This is a genomic window from Erwinia tasmaniensis Et1/99 (assembly GCF_000026185.1).
Taxonomy (GTDB): Bacteria; Pseudomonadota; Gammaproteobacteria; order Enterobacterales; family Enterobacteriaceae; genus Erwinia; species Erwinia tasmaniensis.
Genome location: NC_010694.1, coordinates 873,172 through 889,581 on the forward strand (window position 1 = coordinate 873,172; position 16,410 = coordinate 889,581).

19 protein-coding genes and 1 pseudogene are annotated in these 16,410 nt (G+C 53.3%); 2 read left to right on the plus strand and 18 right to left on the minus strand.

Features of this window, described 5'->3' with window-relative positions; genetic code table 11:
• Positions 1-25: 25 nt before the first annotated feature.
• Positions 26-336: pseudogene (locus tag ETA_RS19870) on the minus strand (integrase core domain-containing protein); the annotation flags it as partial.
• A 182-nt stretch (positions 337-518) separates the two neighbouring features.
• Entirely contained in the window at positions 519-1,982 is a 1,464-nt protein-coding gene (gene gbpA, locus ETA_RS05000; protein WP_012440528.1) for an N-acetylglucosamine-binding protein GbpA, read from the minus strand.
• A gap of 304 nt (positions 1,983-2,286) precedes the next feature.
• Between gbpA and gspS the strand changes: the two genes are divergently transcribed.
• A complete protein-coding gene (gspS, locus tag ETA_RS05005) occupies positions 2,287-2,667 on the plus strand; it encodes a type II secretion system pilot lipoprotein GspS (RefSeq protein ID WP_042959260.1) in 381 nt (126 codons plus the stop codon).
• A 108-nt stretch (positions 2,668-2,775) separates the two neighbouring features.
• On the opposite strand, the gene ETA_RS05010 is transcribed toward gspS, so the two are convergent.
• The 13 genes from ETA_RS05010 to ETA_RS05070 are packed head-to-tail and all read right to left on the minus strand — an operon-like array spanning position 2,776 to position 13,489.
• A complete protein-coding gene (locus ETA_RS05010; protein ID WP_012440530.1) occupies positions 2,776-3,573 on the minus strand; it encodes a prepilin peptidase in 798 nt (265 codons plus the stop codon).
• Complete coding sequence (locus ETA_RS05015) at positions 3,563-4,021, minus strand: type II secretion system protein (RefSeq protein ID WP_012440531.1); 459 nt, start codon at positions 4,019-4,021, stop codon at positions 3,563-3,565. The genes ETA_RS05010 and ETA_RS05015 overlap by 11 nt, the downstream gene beginning before the upstream one ends.
• Positions 4,018-5,085, minus strand: coding sequence for a type II secretion system protein GspL (gene gspL / locus ETA_RS05020; protein ID WP_012440532.1), 1,068 nt, complete (start codon positions 5,083-5,085; stop codon positions 4,018-4,020). The genes ETA_RS05015 and gspL overlap by 4 nt, the downstream gene beginning before the upstream one ends.
• 5 nt (positions 5,086-5,090) lie before the next feature.
• Entirely contained in the window at positions 5,091-5,984 is an 894-nt protein-coding gene (gene gspK / locus ETA_RS05025) for a type II secretion system minor pseudopilin GspK (protein ID WP_012440533.1), read from the minus strand.
• Positions 5,984-6,544, minus strand: coding sequence for a type II secretion system minor pseudopilin GspJ (gene gspJ / locus ETA_RS05030; protein ID WP_012440534.1), 561 nt, complete (start codon positions 6,542-6,544; stop codon positions 5,984-5,986). The genes gspK and gspJ overlap by 1 nt, the downstream gene beginning before the upstream one ends.
• Entirely contained in the window at positions 6,544-6,906 is a 363-nt protein-coding gene (gspI, locus tag ETA_RS05035) for a type II secretion system minor pseudopilin GspI (RefSeq protein ID WP_012440535.1), read from the minus strand. Before gspI ends, gspJ begins: the two co-directional genes overlap by 1 nt.
• Positions 6,903-7,388, minus strand: a complete 486-nt coding sequence (locus tag ETA_RS05040) for a prepilin-type N-terminal cleavage/methylation domain-containing protein (protein ID WP_012440536.1) — start codon at positions 7,386-7,388, stop codon at positions 6,903-6,905. The genes gspI and ETA_RS05040 overlap by 4 nt, the downstream gene beginning before the upstream one ends.
• On the minus strand, positions 7,388-7,837 hold the full coding sequence (gene gspG, locus ETA_RS05045; protein ID WP_012440537.1) for a type II secretion system major pseudopilin GspG: 450 nt from the start codon (positions 7,835-7,837) through the stop codon (positions 7,388-7,390). The genes ETA_RS05040 and gspG overlap by 1 nt, the downstream gene beginning before the upstream one ends.
• 6 nt (positions 7,838-7,843) lie before the next feature.
• Positions 7,844-9,049 (minus strand): type II secretion system inner membrane protein GspF, encoded by a 1,206-nt coding sequence (gene gspF / locus ETA_RS05050; protein WP_012440538.1) that lies wholly within the window; start codon positions 9,047-9,049, stop codon positions 7,844-7,846.
• Between the two features lies 1 nt (position 9,050).
• On the minus strand, positions 9,051-10,517 hold the full coding sequence (gspE, locus tag ETA_RS05055; RefSeq protein WP_012440539.1) for a type II secretion system ATPase GspE: 1,467 nt from the start codon (positions 10,515-10,517) through the stop codon (positions 9,051-9,053).
• Positions 10,514-12,454, minus strand: coding sequence for a type II secretion system secretin GspD (gene gspD, locus ETA_RS05060; protein ID WP_012440540.1), 1,941 nt, complete (start codon positions 12,452-12,454; stop codon positions 10,514-10,516). Before gspD ends, gspE begins: the two co-directional genes overlap by 4 nt.
• Positions 12,455-12,482: 28 nt before the next feature.
• Positions 12,483-12,986 (minus strand): type II secretion system protein N, encoded by a 504-nt coding sequence (locus ETA_RS05065; protein WP_012440541.1) that lies wholly within the window; start codon positions 12,984-12,986, stop codon positions 12,483-12,485.
• A gap of 35 nt (positions 12,987-13,021) precedes the next feature.
• The gene (locus tag ETA_RS05070) at positions 13,022-13,489 is read right to left on the minus strand and encodes a winged helix-turn-helix domain-containing protein (protein ID WP_012440542.1); all 468 of its coding nucleotides are present in this window, start codon (positions 13,487-13,489) and stop codon (positions 13,022-13,024) included.
• 794 nt (positions 13,490-14,283) lie between these two features.
• On the opposite strand from ETA_RS05070, the gene mutT reads away from it, so the two are divergent.
• Positions 14,284-14,676 carry an 8-oxo-dGTP diphosphatase MutT gene (gene mutT, locus ETA_RS05075; RefSeq protein ID WP_012440543.1) on the plus strand — a complete coding sequence of 131 codons (393 nt, stop codon included), beginning with the start codon at positions 14,284-14,286 and terminating at the stop codon, positions 14,674-14,676.
• 17 nt (positions 14,677-14,693) lie between these two features.
• Here the strand turns inward: mutT and yacG are convergent, their stop codons facing one another.
• Genes yacG through coaE form a run of 3 tightly spaced genes read right to left on the minus strand, consistent with a single transcriptional unit; the run spans position 14,694 to position 16,261 of the window.
• Complete coding sequence (gene yacG, locus ETA_RS05080; protein ID WP_012440544.1) at positions 14,694-14,897, minus strand: DNA gyrase inhibitor YacG; 204 nt, start codon at positions 14,895-14,897, stop codon at positions 14,694-14,696.
• 10 nt (positions 14,898-14,907) lie between these two features.
• Positions 14,908-15,651 (minus strand): cell division protein ZapD, encoded by a 744-nt coding sequence (gene zapD / locus ETA_RS05085; RefSeq protein WP_012440545.1) that lies wholly within the window; start codon positions 15,649-15,651, stop codon positions 14,908-14,910.
• Between the two features lie 4 nt (positions 15,652-15,655).
• The gene (coaE, locus tag ETA_RS05090) at positions 15,656-16,261 is read right to left on the minus strand and encodes a dephospho-CoA kinase (protein WP_012440546.1); all 606 of its coding nucleotides are present in this window, start codon (positions 16,259-16,261) and stop codon (positions 15,656-15,658) included.
• Positions 16,262-16,410: the final 149 nt, after the last annotated feature.

Consider the following 16,410-nt stretch of genomic DNA (forward strand, 5'->3'; position numbering starts at 1 on the left):
CTGGCTGGCGCTGCGTGTATGTATTTCAGCTTGAGTTCCACGCACTTTTTGAGATTTTCGCTTTATCAGCCGGTATTCTTCCGGCGTCAGGTTATTCAGGAACTCATGAGGACGCTCGCTGTTGTATTCATTCAGCCAGCCAGCCAGCGTTCCGCGATCCTCCGTGTTTCGTTCAGCGTTTGACCAGGTAACAATCCAGTTCTTCTGTCCGGTACGTGCTGTTAAACCTTGCGATAAACGCGTTCCGCGTCGGCTTAGCCGGCTTGATAGGTTCCAGCCTCGCACCCTGCTCTTCAGCTCATTATCCATCCGTATCATTAGCGGGCACCCGCGGTTGTCTCTATCCTGTTCAGCGCACAACGCATTTTTCAGGCAGGCGCTATTAAAGGAAATACGGCAGGCAGAGGACCGTAGGATGAATAAAAAAACGCCCCGCCCGCAAATGCGGACAGGGCGTGGATGAACATCATTATCTGGCCCCTGTTGCGGCCAGATAATGATGGAATATCAGGGATAACTTAGTGAGCTTTTTTAGCTGCGCCCACTTCGTTCCATGCGTCCTGCCAGTTTGAGCCTACGCCTGGCTCAAATTGGTTAGCGCTGCTAGAGTAGATCCGGCACCAGCCAGCGACCGCACCTTCTTTACACTGATAGACTTTGCCGTTTTTAGCCTGCTGCACTGTCGTTCCGGACACGTACTTTTCAATGCCTTCAGGGTAGGTAAATTCTGCCTCAACGTTGCCGCCGCCCGCATTTGCGGTCAGCTTCACATTCTGGGTATCCTGCTTAGGAGCAGCGCCATTCTGGGTAGTGGCTTTAACAACCACCGAAGAAATGCCGGCTTTCAGATTGGAACCTTCAAGCAACAGTTTAAATTTACCATCGGCACCCACGACCGCAGTCTCGAGTTTGCCCTGTTTACGCGTTTTGCTGATAAGCTCTGCGGTAACCTTCGACTCAGGCGTTGCGCTTCCCGTCACATCGATCTTCACCGCGCCGTCAGTCAGCTTGTACTCTTTTTTGAGTTTGTTAACTTCCAGCTCCAGAGGCGCAACCTGTTCGGTTTCAAGCTCCAGGTGAATAGCCGAGATTGCGGAATCTTTCTTGGCATAAATGTTGTTTCTGCCAGCGGCCGGTTCCACGGTGCCATCCTCGTTGAGAATTCCGGCACGCACGTCTTTATACTCTTTGTTGATCAGTTCAGCCAACGCCTTACTCCAGACCTCTTTTTTACCTTCGGCATCGCTGTTGATCTTCAGAGTTACGCCAGCGCTCGACTTTTCCGTGTCTTCAAATACGCGGACAGAGGCGGTGTCACCTGCTTTAAGATCGATAGTTGGGTTAATTTCGCCAACTGATTTTGGAAATTCAGAAGGAATGGCGTTGCCGAAGTCGACATCGATAACTTTGTAGAAGGTATTACCCGTATCCGAGATTTCCCATGCGGCATAAATAACCTGATAACCGGTACGTTCAGGCAGTACGCAGTCATGGCTGACCGCGCCCAGTAATGGTGCAACTCCGTTCATCTCATTCACACAGAACGGCACGGTTTCAAATGAGTCGCGCGTCAGCGGCTTATTGGCATCCCAGCCCTGCTTGGTAATAAAGTAGTTGAAGTTGGTGGTTTTATGCGGTGCGGTAATTTCCCATGTGAATTTGTACTCCCCTGCCTTAATTGGGCTTTTGGCCCACATGTCGGCAGTTTGCAGGTTAAGTTTTTCGCTCATTGGTGCAGCACTACCCGTACCGCTTGGAAGTTTACCATCTGGCGGCGTATTGATATTACCCGGGAAGCCTTTAGGCGATTCACCAATCGATGAAGTATTGTACTGAACCTGGTCGCCGCAGATCTCAGTGTTGTTCTTTGACATCTTGCACATGGTGTCACGAGAAGGAGGGGTGGTGATATAACCGTGTGCTAACACACTCCCACTGACTAATAAGGTAGTAATGGCAAGAGCGAGTTTGTTAAATTTCATAATTTCATCTATTCCGTATTTGCTAATATAAAAATAGAGGCCGGATAATCCATGCCTTTAGCCGTAACTGCAACTGCAGCTAAGCCAGTGAAGAATAGGGGGAAGTTAGCTGGTGCGGTACTTAATGATTCTTAGAATACGTTATATCTCTGTCATCCTGCTTTCATTGTAAAATTCAGCGTGTTGATTTTTTTGGGAGCATCTTATTTAACGGTTTTCTTATAAAAACTTAAATTACCTTATTAAAACACCGGAAAATAACGATAAAGGTATAATTGCTTATCTTTTATCTGATGTGATGATTATGAGTATTAAAATCCTAAGTACTATTCTATTACTGCCCTTGTTGACCTTAGTCGGCTGTCAAAGCTCACAGAGTAGTAAACCTGCCGCTATCCCGGTAACCAGCCAGCTGGCACAACTCTCTTCGCTGGTGGCTTCCGCCAGCTGGTTAAAGCAAAACTGTCACCGGGGTGATATTCCTGACAAGGTGATATTAGTGAATAAGGCGCTGGACCTTGCTAAAGAGCGCGGATGGACGGTCGACCGGAACTTCCGCCAGCAGTTTGCTCAACAGGTTTCCACGCGTATCAGTGCGCTGGACGCGGACAGCCCATCGCAGTCGGTTAAATGCGCAGCCCTGAATCAGGCAGTCGTTCCTTTTATCCAGTATGCACAAAAATAAGCATACGGCGGGCGGTAGGGGGAGTGATGCAGCGGCAAGGAAGCGTTGAAAAGTAAGCGTTTTAACAATGTGTCGGCCTGACTATCAGGCCGCATGATGGTCTGATAGTCAGTATATCCAGAAAAACCTATAGCCATTCGCGCAGATCAGCAGTATTAAACCTGCGGCGCTAAGAAAGGGGCCGAATGGCAGCGGCGCATTGAGCGATCGCCGGAACAGCAAATGGGTCAACAGCACCCAGGTTATTCCACTAATCGAAGCCAGCAGCAGCAGCACCGGCAGCTGCTGCCAACCCAGCCATGCGCCCAGGGCAGCCAGTAACTTCGCATCCCCCAGCCCAAGTGCGTCCTTACCTGACAGCAGGCGATAACCCTGCGCCAGCAGCGCCAGGGTCAAATAACCCGCGATTGCCCCGATGACGGCCGCCGCCAGGCCGGGGCCTCGAAGCCACCCCAGTAAATTGGCCGACAGGCCAATCCACAACAGCGGCATCGTCAGCGCATCGGGCAGCAGCTGATGTTCGGCATCAATTAATACCAGCGCCAGTAATAGCCAGCTAAACAGCAGCACCGCCAGTAATAAGGTTCCGGGGGGAAAAAGCCAGCCGAGCGCCAGCGTCAGCAGTAGCGTAGCGAACTCGGTCAGAGGATAGCGGCGGGATATTCGTCGCTGGCAATGGCGGCAGCGCCCCCTGAGCAGCAGCCAGCTCAGGAGCGGAATATTGTCGCGCCAGCGCACCGTAGTTTTACACCCCGGGCAGTGTGAAGCCGGTAGCCACAGGTTGAACCCCGGCGGCGCATCCGCACCGATCATCAGCGGCAGACGCCAGGTCACCACGTTAAGCAGGCTCCCTGTTGCGGCCCCCAGCAAGGCCAATAACAGCCAGTAAAAGCCGCTATCGATCACGATTGAGTTCCATATGAACCAGCTGCAGTTGAGTCCCCTTTTGTTCAATAAGCAAACGCGACGGTTGCAGCGCGTAGCGCTGCTCCAGCTTCACCAGTGAGTTTAATAACGATGCCAGCGAGACCTGCCCGCTGGCCGCGGTCCAGGTGTCGTCCGATGTCTGTTGCAGGGCTAAGCCCTGTGGCAGCAGCGTATTCAGCTGTGCAAGGGCAGGTTTTTTTTCCGGCTGGCGGGCCAGTACCGCCTGTATCCGGCCTTCCAGCTGACGGATCTGCTGCCATTCAAGCTGACGCTGTTGCAGTTGGTTCTCCGCCCGCAGCTGCCAGGCTACCGCCTGTTCTCTGGCGATGTAGGATCCGGCGACGATGGCACCGAACAGGCAAAGCATCAGCAGCCAGCGCTCGCGGGGTTGCCTGCTTTGCCAAAAGTTGAGACGTTTTTTATTCATGGTTTCCTACTAATAATAATGCTGCTGTCGCCTTGTCTGGCCAGTTGATAGCCCTCCGGCGTGATCAGCTCGTTATCCGCCGGTATCACTTTGGCGAAGTGTAAACTTAGCTGCTGGCGTTTAGCATCCCACTCCAGCGTTTGCAGCGGGATTTCTTTGATGTTTGAGAGCAGGGCCGAGCATTCCGTCAGAAGTACCAGCAGGCCGGCGGTGGGCTTATGGGTTTCTTTCTGATGTATGTGTGCCAGCAATGCCTGTGCGGGCTTTGCCGGTCGCTCCTGTGGAAAATAGTGCTGATAGTGTTGCAGCGTCTGCTCTCTGAACCGGTCGGCGGCTAGGTTTAGCTGCCAGCCATGATAAAGCGGGATCGCCGACAAACAGCATCCGGAGAGGAACAGTGCGGCGGTCAGGCTACGTAAGCCGTTACGCCAGTTTACCGCAGGGCTGAAACCACCGTGCAGCAGTGACGGCAGGCTGATTTTTTCAGCCTCTGCCGTTAATCGGCCGCACGTTTCATGCTCCTTAACGCGCTCGCAAAGCGCACTGTCTTGGGCAGCAAGCAGCGGCAGATCGGCCACGGCTACGCTGACGCCGCTGAACGGTTCGGTGCGCGCCAGCCACTGCTCATCAAGGCGGAAAGCCTGGCCATGTGGCAACATTAAGACGTCTGGTAGCGCGTAGTCTGGGGTAAAACCACGCTGCTTAACCGCATCAAGGGCGGCCTGTAGCCTGGGAGGATCAACGGCCACCAGGTGATTTTCCTGTGCGGTACGCGCCAGCACGGTGAGATGCAATGTGTCGACATCACCCAGCGCGGTCCCCTCCAGCTGCCATTTCAACGCTTCCGCCGACATCTTGCCGCCGGTCACGCAATAAAACAGACACTGCTCGGCGGGGATCGCCAGCCACACCCTGTCTTTCTTCGCGCCGGGGATCGGATCGTCCTCCGTGCCGCTGCGAAATTCTCCGCTGGCGCTGCGGTATTCCCAGCACAGCGTATTGCGCGGCTGCCCGCTAAAATAAAAACAGAGTATCCCACTGTTTTTAGGTATTTTTTTTGCCATCTTAATTACTCGCTTAATCCATGAAGACGTGCGGTGATCCGGTATTGTCCATCCTGGTGTTGGATACGACTGCGCAGTGCGGCAAATATCGTCGGGTGGTTGCTCCACATCAGCAGCTCGTAGCGATCGCTTCGGGTCGCCAGCACGCTTTGCAGCAGGGCGATAGCCGGGCCGATAGTTGTCATGTTGAGGGGTTTGATTAATGCGCTGAGATCCGCCCATCCCTGTGGCGGACGCGAATCTAGCAGGGACTGAACCTGTTTTATTGACAGCGTATTGGCAAACAGTGCCCGCATCAGGGGTAACTGCCTGTCGGTCAACCCGTTAATATTGATGGCAATATTCGTTTCAGGGACCGCACACAGTAAGGGTTGCAGCTGACGCCAAAGGTCGGGCGTGACCGTCGGCAGCCGTTTTATCTGGCTGATTTCATCGAACAGACGCCATTTATTGACTAGCGGATCGGGTTTGACGAGGGAAATCACCTGCTGCATCAGGGCTTCAGCCTGCGGTCGTGCCATGCCCAGATTGCTTAGCATATGCACAAATACCTGATGCGCCATTGGCGGTGGAACCTGTAGCGCCGGGTCTGTCACCCTTTGCGGCAGTAGCGTATTGAGGTTAAAGCATGCCTGGTGGTCCAGCAGTTCAAATTGGATCAGCTGCTCGCCAAACTGACGCTGGCGTACCACTAACTGCGGCTTTTGCAGCGGCTGCGAGTTGAGAAACCAGCGTTCAGCGCTCAACAGATCCCATTTGCTCTGTTGGAACGCCTGGCTGCTTTCTGCACGCGCCAATGCCTGCATGCCATACTGGTTAGCGGTGGTGGCCAGCAGCGCCATAATGGCGATCGTCAGCAGGACCACCAGCATAGCCATTCCGCGTTGCGATCTTGGCATCAGTCTACCCCACTCACGATAATGACCCGGCTTAGTTTGCCGTAATGCGTGGTATTCAGGGTCACCTCGATCGCTTGCGGCAGTGAAAATGCGGCGCGCCATTGGGGCGACCATCTCCCCGCTGACCAGTAACGCAGGGTGACCTTTTCAATCTCGTTAAAGCGCGCGGTGATCGCATTGTCTTCCACGGTTTCACGTATAAGCTGCTGGTCTGCCAGCCGCCAGCGGATTGCCTGTAGGGTTGAGCGGGGCAGCGTGGAGCCGGGCAACGTCGCGTTACGGCGAGTTAACTGGAGTAGGGCTTCAGGCCTGTTGCTGATAAAGGCTGGCCGCGTGCCTGAAATCGTTTCATCCTGTGCCGGGATCATGGCGTGCGAGATATCGCGGTCGAGCAGTGAGAACAGGCGCTGCATCTCTTCCAGCCGCGTAACGTGCTCACGTGTCAGTTCACCGTTGCGCATGACCCCTTGCAGTATCTGATATCCCATCAGGCCGAGCAGCGCAAAGATAGCCAGCGCCAGCATCATTTCGATCAGCGTGAATCCTCGTTGTTTCTGCATTATTCCTTTACCTGCCAACTGTGTAGGGTGGCGATAGCATGCTGACTGTTTTTGTCTGAACGTACCTCAATCTCCAGCGCACGGATTTTGGGGTCGCTGGTACTGACTCCTCGCCAGCGCCAGAACCAGCGCTGCTCTGCCATGACGCTGGTGCCGTACAGCCACTGCTGTGCAGGCCAGGTACGCTCCAGATAACGTTCAGCCAGCTGATTGTCGGCCACCCAGTAAGCAAACTGCTTCTGCTCGAGAAGGGTCAGGTTGCGTACCTGTTCCCCGGTCGTTTTCATCAATGCCAGCCCGGCGATGGCCAGGATCGCTAATGCGACCATCACTTCCAGTAGCGTCATTCCCCGCTGTTTCATGGTAACTCCCGCAGCGTTATCTCACCCTCAGCCGAAACAATCTCGCTGGCCGTCATGTCTGGCCCGCTCAGCCGCAGGGTAAACGGCGGCTGGTCACCATCGGGAAGAAACAGCAGCGTAGCGGGCAGCTTCACCATTTTTCCCTGTTGGTGGAGGGTGACAGAGAGGCCTGCCGGTAGCTGATAACGCGCCAGCCGGTTTTCGACCGGTTGCCAGCGATAACCTTTAAAAAGGGTGTCATCTTTGCTTTCTCCCGGCACCAGACGTGCCAGATCACCCCGCTGTGGATCTATCCTTAAACGGATCACCGCCCCGTCCAGCGGCGCCTGGCCAGCGGCCCAGCGCATCATCACCAGCAGTTTTTCGGCTTCGGGACGGGTACTGTCCGACGGCAGGGTCGCCACGGCGAGCAGCGCGATACCGCTTAACAGCAGCAGAACCAGCATGACTTCCAGTAGGGTAAATCCGGCGTGGCGCTGCATTACAACGCTTCGGCCTCAGGCTGCCAGTTGGTAATATCGTCTGCGGTTTGCGGCGTGCCGTCAGGACCGGCAGAGAAAATATCCAGCGCGCTATGCTGGCCTGGGTTGGCCAGCTGGTAATCGTTGCCCCACGGATCCTGCGGCAAGCGGCGAACGTAGCCATCGCTACGATAATTCCGCGGCACCGGTTCTGCCGTGGGCTTGGTGACCAGCGCTTTCAGCCCCTGTGCCGTGGTGGGATAGCGGCTATTATCCAGCCGGTACATGTCCAGCGAGTTTTCCAGGGTAATAATGTCGCTGACGGCTTTCTGGCGATCGGCGCGGTCCTTATTGCCCATCAGGCTGGGGATCACCAGGCTGGCAAGAATGCCGAGAATGACGATCACCACCATAATTTCCAGCAGGGTGAAGCCGCTCTGCTGGCGGCGGCGTGCGGTTGATTGTTCCATTGTGATTTATCCTATCAGACTGTTAAGTTGTAAAATCGGTTGCAAAATGGCCAGGACGATAAACAGCACCACGCCCGCCATCACCACCACCAGCAGGGGTTCAAACAGGCTGACTGCCAGCGTCATCTGGCCGAGAAAGGCGCTGTCCTGAATATCGGCCGCTTTGGTCAGCATGCTGTCCAGTTCGCCGCTGCTTTCACCGCTGGCGATCATGTGGCCCATCATCGGCGACAATAGCGTTGTCTGTTCCAGCGCCAGCGTCAGGGTTGTGCCTTCGCGTACTCTTTCCGCGGCGAGCTGGAGCTGTTGGCGTATAAACAGATTGGTCAACACCGTGGCGCTGATGTGCATGCCCTCCAGCAACGGCACGGCGCTGTTGGTGAGAATACTGAGGGTACGCGCATAGCGCGCCAGGTTGAGGTTCAGCGCGATACGCCCGATAAGCGGTAGCCGCAGCTTGGCCCGGTGCCAGCGCATACGCTGTGTCGGGCGGCGCAGCAGGATGCGGGCGCAGAACCCCGCCAGCAGCATAACCAGCAGTACCGGCAGGCCAACGGCGCGCGTCATCTCGCTGATGGCCATCAGCAGACGGGTAGAAAGCGGCAGCGCCTGTTTCATATGCACAAACTGCTCGACCACGCTCGGTACTACTGCCGTCAGCAAAATGGTAATGACGCTGATAGCAACCAGCGTCAGTAGCAGGGGATAGATCATTGCCTGGGTGAGCTTACTTTTGATCTGCTGCGTTTTTTCACTGTAATCGGCCAGCTGCTCCAGCACGTTATCCAGTTTCCCCGAGGCTTCGCCCGCGGCGATCATCGCCTGATAGAGAGGGGGGAAGGTGGCGGGATAGAGGCTAACGGCATCCGCCAGCGAAGCGCCTTCAAGCACCTTCTGGCGGATGGCGTGCAGCATGGTGCGCCCCGCCGGCCTGGTCGTCTGCTTTTCCAGCGCCAGCAGCGCCTGTTCCAGCGGTAAGGCCGCACCGACCAGCGTTGCCAGCTGGCGTGTCATTAAGACCCGCTCGCCGGCGGACAGCGAACGGCGGGATGACGAGGCAGCACGCAGTGAACCTGATTTTACCGGGCGCAAGCGCAGCGGCTGGAGCTGCTGTTCGCGCAGCCGTTGGCGTGCCTGCTGCGGCGTGTCGGCCTCGGTTTCTCCCTGTACCTTGACGCCGCGCTGATTGAGCGCCTGATAGCGAAAGCGCATATCAATGTGCCTCGCGCGTGACGCGAAGGATTTCTTCGAGCGTGGTCATGCCGCTAAGCACCTTTTGCAGCCCGTCCTGTTGCAAAGAGCAATAGTCGGCGTTGACCAGCTGGCTAAGTTCCTTTTCACTTTTGTTTTGGCCGATTGCCTGGCGCAGCGCATCATCAATGGTCAACAGCTCATAGATGCCGATGCGCCCCCGATAGCCGTTTTGATTGCACTTTTCGCAGCCGACGGCGCGCCACAGCGGTACGCATTGAGTCGGGCTGTGTGGGAAGTGGGTCAATTCAGCAGCGGTAGCCTCGCCCGGCTGACGGCAGGCGGGGCACAGCCGGCGAACCAGACGCTGGGCCAGTACGCCAATCAGTGAGTTGGCCAGCAGGAAGGGTTCAACCCCCATATCGCGCAGGCGCTCGATGGCACCAAAAGCGCTGTTGGTATGTAACGTGGAGAGCACCAGATGCCCGGTAAGGGAGGCCTGAACGGCGATCTGTGCGGTTTCACCGTCACGGATCTCCCCGATCATCACGATGTCCGGGTCCTGGCGCAGAATGGCGCGCAGGCCACGGGCAAAGGTCATATCAACCTTGCTGTTGACCTGCGTCTGTCCGATCCCTTCCAGCTCGTACTCCACCGGATCTTCGATGGTCATGATATTTTTATCGTCGCTATGGATAAGCTTAAGCCCGGCGTACAGGGTGGTGCTTTTCCCAGAGCCGGTGGGGCCGGTCACCAGCAGAATGCCATGTGGCGTTTTCAGCAGGCGATTCATCGCCTGCTCCGCCTGGGGTGACATGCCGATATCGGCCAGGTTCAGCGTCAGTCCGTTTTTATCCAGCACGCGCAGCACGATGCGCTCCCCGTGACGCGAGGGCAGGGTCGAAACGCGCACGTCGATATTTCTGCCGCCGAGGCGCAGAGAAATACGTCCATCCTGCGGTATGCGTTTTTCCGCAATGTCGAGCTTTGCCATCACCTTAATACGCGATAACAGGTAGCGACTGAGCTGTGCCGGGGGCGACAGAATGGTGCGCAGCATGCCGTCGATGCGAAAGCGGACGCTTAGCTTTTTCTCGAATGGCTCGATATGAATATCGGAAGCGCCTTCTTTGATTGCCTCACTGAGGATGGCGTTAATCAGGCGGATAACCGGCGCGCCATCATCGCTGTCGAGCAGGTCGTTATCCTCCGGTAGTCCATCCACCAGCTCATCGAGATCGAACTCACTGCCCAGCGTTTCAAACATCTGCGTTGAAGAGGCATTCTGTTGATAAGCATCGCTCATCTTCTGGAGAAACACCTCTTCAGAAAGCAACGTCAGGCTGGCCTCCGGTGCATGGCGGCGTGCTTCCAGAATGGCCGTCATTCTGCTCCCCGCATGGAAGCACAGGGCCGTGGATCCCCCCTCCGGCAGCAGCAACACGTTATGCTGCTGCACCCAGCTGAACGGAAATAATGCCTGGCTCATCGCGGCTGTTTCCGATAAAAATCAGCGATCTGCTTCTGTGTTTCCATCAGCGCCTGATTGCTCTGCTTGCCGGACAAATTCTCATCGATCGCTTTACCGATGCGTTTGTCTCCTTCCTCTTCGCTGAGCGTTTCGCGGAAGTTTTTCAGTTTGCCGCCGCTGGTAAGATCAAAGCTGTCCTGCTGACGGATAATCGTTGGGCGAATAAACAGCATCAGGTTGCGTTTACTTTTTTTATCAGAGGTGTAACGGAACAGCCCGCCGATGAACGGGATTTTGCCTAGCAACGGAACGCTGCTCTCTACATTGCTATGTGTGGTATCAAGCAGCCCGCCGACCACGACGGTTTTACCGCTTTGAACCAGAACCGCATTCTTGACCAGGCGGGTATTGAAGGTGGCTCCCAGCGGATCGACCGAACTCTGTTCTGCCACGCTGGAGACTTCCTGCTCAATTTCCATCAACACCGAGTCGCCTTCGTTGATTTGCGGCTTCACTTTCAGTTTGATACCCACGCTTTTACGATCGACCGAGTTGAATACGCCATCGCCGCTGGTGGTTTGTGAGCCGGTGAGAATAGGGACGTCCTGGCCAACGGTGAATTCGGCTTCCATGTTGTCCAGCGTCACAATACTCGGCGTGGCCAAAATATTATTCAGGCTGTTGGTTTGCAGCGCGTTAAATAATCCGGCCCAGTTACCGTGATAGAAGCCCGCAGCCAGACCGTTGGTTTTGCTCAGTGTTTCGGCAACGGTGCTGCCAATCAGGTGACTGACTGGCGCATCGGCTGCCGGAAACTGCGTTCCCCCTCCGTGTTGGTTAAACCACTGAACGCCCAGCGCCAGCCCGTCAGCATCCTGAACCTCAACGATGATCGCTTCTACCTGCACCTGTGCACGGCTGATATCGAGTCGGTTAATGATATCTTCAAGATCGCCCATCACGTCCGGTGGCGCGTTGATAATCAGGGAGTTGGTATAGGTGTCGGCCTTCACCACAATGTCTTTTGACATCGCGACAGGGCTGGCGGTTTTAGACTCTGCTTTATCCTGTATAGAGCCGCTTACGCCACTCAGAACCTCTAACAGGTTCTCCGCTTTGGCATGTTTCAGATAAAACACTTTGGAGTTGCTGCTGTGGTCTTTCTCCTCGTCCAGATTTCTGGCCGCGTCGATCAGCTGCTGGCGTGCCAGCTCGTCGCCGGTAAGCAGCACGGAATTGGTACGCGTATCCGCAACGGCTTTGGCGAACGATTTATTACCGCCTGCCGTTTTGTTATCACCCTTGATTGAATTGAGGATCTCTGCGACCTGAGGCGCTGATGCCCACTGTAATTTCACGGTGTTAACCGTCGTATCTTCAGGCAGATCGATATTTTCGACGATGGCCATCAGCTGACTGATGACCGCCGCTCTGCCCGTCATTAATAGTACGTTACTGGGGTCGTAATGAACGACGCTACCTGCTGCCGCATCGTTAAGCTGGCGTAATAACGGAGCCAGATCTTTAGCCGCGACAAATTGAAGTGGCACAACCCGGGTAATGATCTCATCGCCGCTCACGCTGGCCCCACCCGTGACAAACGGCACGGCGGCACCTTTGGCACTTTTCGAGGGAATAATCTTAAGCACGCCGTTATCCATACTGATCGCGGTGTAGCCGTAGACCTCTAGTACGCTGAGAAAAAACTGGTAATACTGATCGGCATCGAGCGTTTCATAGCTGCGGACGCTAATTTTTCCTTTCACCGTCGGATCGATAATGATGGTTTTATTGAGTGATTTACTTACGGTGTTAATAAACTCTTCGATCTCGGTGTTTTTAAAGCTTGCCTGATAGCCTTCCGCCTGCACGGAGGAGGAGAATAGCGAGCAAATCAGCAGCAGAAGGGGCAAACGCCTGGCGCTGGCTGGGCGGTGGGAGTTCATCAGTTTCATAGGCAGTCCTGGATTTAATTCGGTGTCATCACTTCAGGGTTAAGGCTTCATACCTTCCCTGGTGACGAATAATTACGCGCTGCGGAAAGATACGCACGAGGGTTGCGGTTGTACCGGGCAGCGTGTCTCCGATGCTCAGAGCGATCTGCTGCTGGTTCTGCTGCATGATGGCGATAGAGTGCGAATCAACGTTACTGCTCAGCAATCCGGTCACCTTGAGCGGTAGCGTGCTTTCTGGTGCCCGCAACAGTTGCTCATCACTGTCATCCTGCTGTTGAACGGCCAGGTCCTTGCGCGGGGCGGTAAATAATGAAATGACCGACAGACTGGTATACCCATCCTGAGTCCTCTCCGGCTCGGTTTCAGCCGACAGCTGTGGAGCCTCGGGAGGAGGCAGAAGCGAAGGCGTAGGGAAGTTAAGCGCATAACCCAGCGCGGCGAGCGGCAGGATGACGCTTACAAAATAGAGGGCACGTGGTGATGCAACTCGCTTTAAATCAGTTATCGGCGCATTGTCAGAGAATAAGTTCATGCTAAAACCCATGAATTATGATGCGAAAGCAACGATTAGCGAATGGCATTCAATAGCCATTTCTTTAATGACGGCCTGTTGTTTTTATCCGTGAGGTTGTCCTGGAATGTATGAGGGGAAGCGGCGGTATTCATAGCCTCTTCTTCTAATTTTCTTAAAAGAGGTTCATTTATTTTTAAGCCGTAGTAAGGAACGGTAATCAGAATATTGGTTGGCAGCTGGTTACGTTGCAGAAGCGCACGCGTTTGGAACACCAACTGGTGATAATTATTATCACGGACACATTGATGGTTTTCATACCAGACAATATTAATGATTTCTCTCTTGCTGTTTATTTTTTGCGTGAGGCAGATTAAAAGTCGTTTTTGCGTTTCGCTAAGCGCGATCGTCAGCTTCTTACAGGGAATATCAAGCGTGTTCATCTGACAATCGAGACTAAAAAAAGTACTGTAGTGAATGTTTTCAATGTCGAGTATCTTTTCGTATTGTTCAACGCTTAACATTTTCTTTATTCCTTATGAAGTCTCCAATGTATGCAGCTTTTCGCTGATATATGGGAGAGAAAAACTCTCATGAAAAACGCTTTAAATAAACGATTATGTTTTTTTAATCAGCTTTTTCAAAACGATAACTTGATGAGGATCATAAAATCTTTGCCTGTTTTTTTGCAACACGCAATAAGTTTAATTTTTCATTGAAAATTGGTAACTGTCTGATTTTACGTTACTTCTGTTGTTGTTATTTAACGGTGTTTAAGGTTTTAATCTCTATTAAATTAATCATATCTTCTATTCTATTTCGTATTTTATAGCCGTATTGACATAGTTTGACACTTGTTGTTCCTGTCAATTTTACGATTAGCTAAAAATAGCGGCGTTTTTTTAGTCGCTTACGTGATTTATGTGTTATCTGGAAAAAAGTGAGGTTGTCACCTCGGTAATGATATGAAGGCTGATAAAGAGCTGATTTCTTTTTTTAAGGAGGGGTTACATTAATTAAAATAATGTAACTCTGTTGATTTTTCACCATCAGCGGGGTTGTAAATCAGGATTTGACGCTCAATGAGAATACCATTTGTACTCAACGCTATTTCGGTAGTCATTTAATAGTGAGCGTGTGGGAAATATGTGGGCGTAATTCAAATTCGATGCTGCGATAATCTCGGCCGGCGGCAGGAAAAGACGTCATGCCTGCTGGCAATGCTCAGACCACGAGGCAGCACTGATGGCCGAGACAGCAGCATAATTCGATGATAAAATTTGTCGCCATTCTGTTTGAACCTTTCGAGTGAACGATGATGAAATATTTACAGGTGGCAGTAGGAATTATTCGCGATGACCAACAGAAGATTTTTTTAGCACAGCGTGCAGCCAGTGTTCATATGGGCAATATGTGGGAGTTTCCCGGCGGGAAAATTGAAGAGGGTGAAACGCCTGAACAGGCTTTGAAACGTGAGTTGCTGGAAGAAACGGGTATCGAAGCGCTTAACGCCGTACCTTACGATATTATCGACCACAGCTATAGCGATCTGCGCGTAACGCTACATTTTTTTATTGTCGATCGCTGGAATGGCGAACCCTATGGTCGCGAAGGGCAGCCACAGCGTTGGGTTGCACAGGGTCAACTCAACGCCGCAGAGTTTCCACCCGCGAATGCTGAAATCGTGGCCAGGCTGAAAGCAGGCCACTGATAACAGACAGACAAGGTTTACTGGCGATCGAGTGGCTGTTCGCTCCAGTCATCGCTATCATTAAGATCGCCGCTGCTGGGAATACGCTTCTCCTCAGCGGCCCATTCACCCAGGTCAATAAGCTGACAGCGTTTACTGCAAAACGGACGCCAGGTACTGAGTTCATCCCAGATCACCTGCTTGTTGCAGGTCGGACAGTTGACAACAGTGACATCATTCATGATTTTTACCTTAACAACAGGCCAGCTCGAAATTAAAGCGGGCAGGGACTTCGCCTCGTTCACTGTCTAACGGCAGGAAGCGGATGGCATAACGGCTCTTGTGTCCGGAGACCTGAGGATATAACGCATCCTCCAGCCGGAGCTGCAAGCGCAGCAAATCGGCACCTTCAGCATTGTCCTGGAAAAAACCGTTCAGGCTGGTGTGGGTTCGTAATATCCCGGACTGACGGATCAGAGCGAGCAGTAGCATCAACGCATCACGTATAGGGGCCAGCGAATCAAGCCAGACGGCGACCTGCTGGTCACGCAGCTGTTGTTCGATGTGCAGCCAGATATGCAGTGTGGGAAGATCAAAACTACAGCAGCCGCCCGGAATGCTTAAGCGCTGCCGCACAAGGCTTATCAGGCGTTCTTCACGCAACAGTTGCCCCATGCGCGGTGCCGCAATTAAGGATGTTGCGCAGCCTTTGAGCTTTGCTCTGTGCATCTCGATTTGCGTCATATCAACGCCGGGCACTTCAGCCCATGAAAGCAATTTTTGCTGTTGGCGTTCCAGCTCTTTGAGTATTTCGGTACGCAGTTCTCCGCGTTCAAACACGTCCAGCAGCTCGCCAGCATTACGAAAAAACGTCAAAGCGCCCTGGTGATCGACAATGATTTGGCTGGCGCTAAGCTGTTTTAGCAAAAATTCAATACGCAGCCAGGTACGCATTTTTTCATTCAGAGGGTGCTCAAAAAGAACCGTTGTGCTCATACTGTTAATCCCGATCGGTTGCCAAAACCAGATAACGCTCATGAAGTTCGGCAACGCGCGCAATCACCGTTTCCGGCAATCCGCAGTTATCAATAATGTCATCTGCCACAGCCAGACGCGCTTCGCGCGTGGCCTGGGCAGCAAGGATCTGCTCAACCTGAACGCGGCTAATTTTGTCGCGTTCAGTGGTTCGGGCTATCTGGGTTGCGCGGTCAACATCGACCACCAGCACGCGATCGGCATGATGCTGCAAACGGTTCTCCACTAAGAGAGGCACAACCCATAAGCACCAGGGGGAGCGCGCTAATGCTAACTGCTGCCGGGTTCTGCTGTGGATAAGAGGGTGTAACAGATTATTAATCCACATTTTATCAGCCGCAGAACTAAATATTTTCTGACGCAGAATCGTCCGGTTCAGCGTACCGTCTGGCATCAGTATTTCATCGCCAAAATGCTCATGGATGGCCGCCAGAGCAGGTTGCCCGGGCTCGACGACCTGACGCGCAATAATATCGGCGTCAACAATCTCAACGCCCAGCCCGGCAAAAATGTTAGCAATGGTACTTTTTCCACTGCCGATACCACCGGTCAGCGCTACTGTATAGGACATAGGTTTTAGCTCAAGCTACGATGTTATGTTGGCTTATTATTTACCGCACGCAAACAAATAATGTGGCACAGATCACAAGGCAAATTTACAGGCAAATTTAAGTGATTGTAACGTAAACAAAGCCAATGTCGCAGTCTTGTCTACACGTT

Excerpts from the sequence above, each read along its gene's own strand:
- gspJ (WP_012440534.1), bottom strand. The coding sequence starts at position 6,544 with ATGCAGAAACAACGAGGATTCACGCTGATCGAAATGATGCTGGCGCTG.
- ETA_RS05070 (WP_012440542.1), bottom strand. The coding sequence starts at position 13,489 with ATGTTAAGCGTTGAACAATACGAAAAGATACTCGACATTGAAAACATT.
- gspS (WP_042959260.1), top strand. The coding sequence starts at position 2,287 with ATGAGTATTAAAATCCTAAGTACTATTCTATTACTGCCCTTGTTGACC.
- gspD (WP_012440540.1), bottom strand. The coding sequence starts at position 12,454 with ATGAAACTGATGAACTCCCACCGCCCAGCCAGCGCCAGGCGTTTGCCC.
- coaE (WP_012440546.1), bottom strand. The coding sequence starts at position 16,261 with ATGTCCTATACAGTAGCGCTGACCGGTGGTATCGGCAGTGGAAAAAGT.
- ETA_RS05015 (WP_012440531.1), bottom strand. The coding sequence starts at position 4,021 with ATGAATAAAAAACGTCTCAACTTTTGGCAAAGCAGGCAACCCCGCGAG.
- ETA_RS05040 (WP_012440536.1), bottom strand. The coding sequence starts at position 7,388 with ATGCAGCGCCACGCCGGATTTACCCTACTGGAAGTCATGCTGGTTCTG.
- yacG (WP_012440544.1), bottom strand. The coding sequence starts at position 14,897 with ATGAATGATGTCACTGTTGTCAACTGTCCGACCTGCAACAAGCAGGTG.
- gspL (WP_012440532.1), bottom strand. The coding sequence starts at position 5,085 with ATGGCAAAAAAAATACCTAAAAACAGTGGGATACTCTGTTTTTATTTT.
- ETA_RS05065 (WP_012440541.1), bottom strand. The coding sequence starts at position 12,986 with ATGAACTTATTCTCTGACAATGCGCCGATAACTGATTTAAAGCGAGTT.
- gspK (WP_012440533.1), bottom strand. The coding sequence starts at position 5,984 with ATGCCAAGATCGCAACGCGGAATGGCTATGCTGGTGGTCCTGCTGACG.
- gspF (WP_012440538.1), bottom strand. The coding sequence starts at position 9,049 with ATGCGCTTTCGCTATCAGGCGCTCAATCAGCGCGGCGTCAAGGTACAG.
- gspG (WP_012440537.1), bottom strand. The coding sequence starts at position 7,837 with ATGGAACAATCAACCGCACGCCGCCGCCAGCAGAGCGGCTTCACCCTG.
- gspE (WP_012440539.1), bottom strand. The coding sequence starts at position 10,517 with ATGAGCCAGGCATTATTTCCGTTCAGCTGGGTGCAGCAGCATAACGTG.
- gbpA (WP_012440528.1), bottom strand. The coding sequence starts at position 1,982 with ATGAAATTTAACAAACTCGCTCTTGCCATTACTACCTTATTAGTCAGT.
- zapD (WP_012440545.1), bottom strand. The coding sequence starts at position 15,651 with ATGAGCACAACGGTTCTTTTTGAGCACCCTCTGAATGAAAAAATGCGT.
- mutT (WP_012440543.1), top strand. The coding sequence starts at position 14,284 with ATGAAATATTTACAGGTGGCAGTAGGAATTATTCGCGATGACCAACAG.
- gspI (WP_012440535.1), bottom strand. The coding sequence starts at position 6,906 with ATGAAACAGCGGGGAATGACGCTACTGGAAGTGATGGTCGCATTAGCG.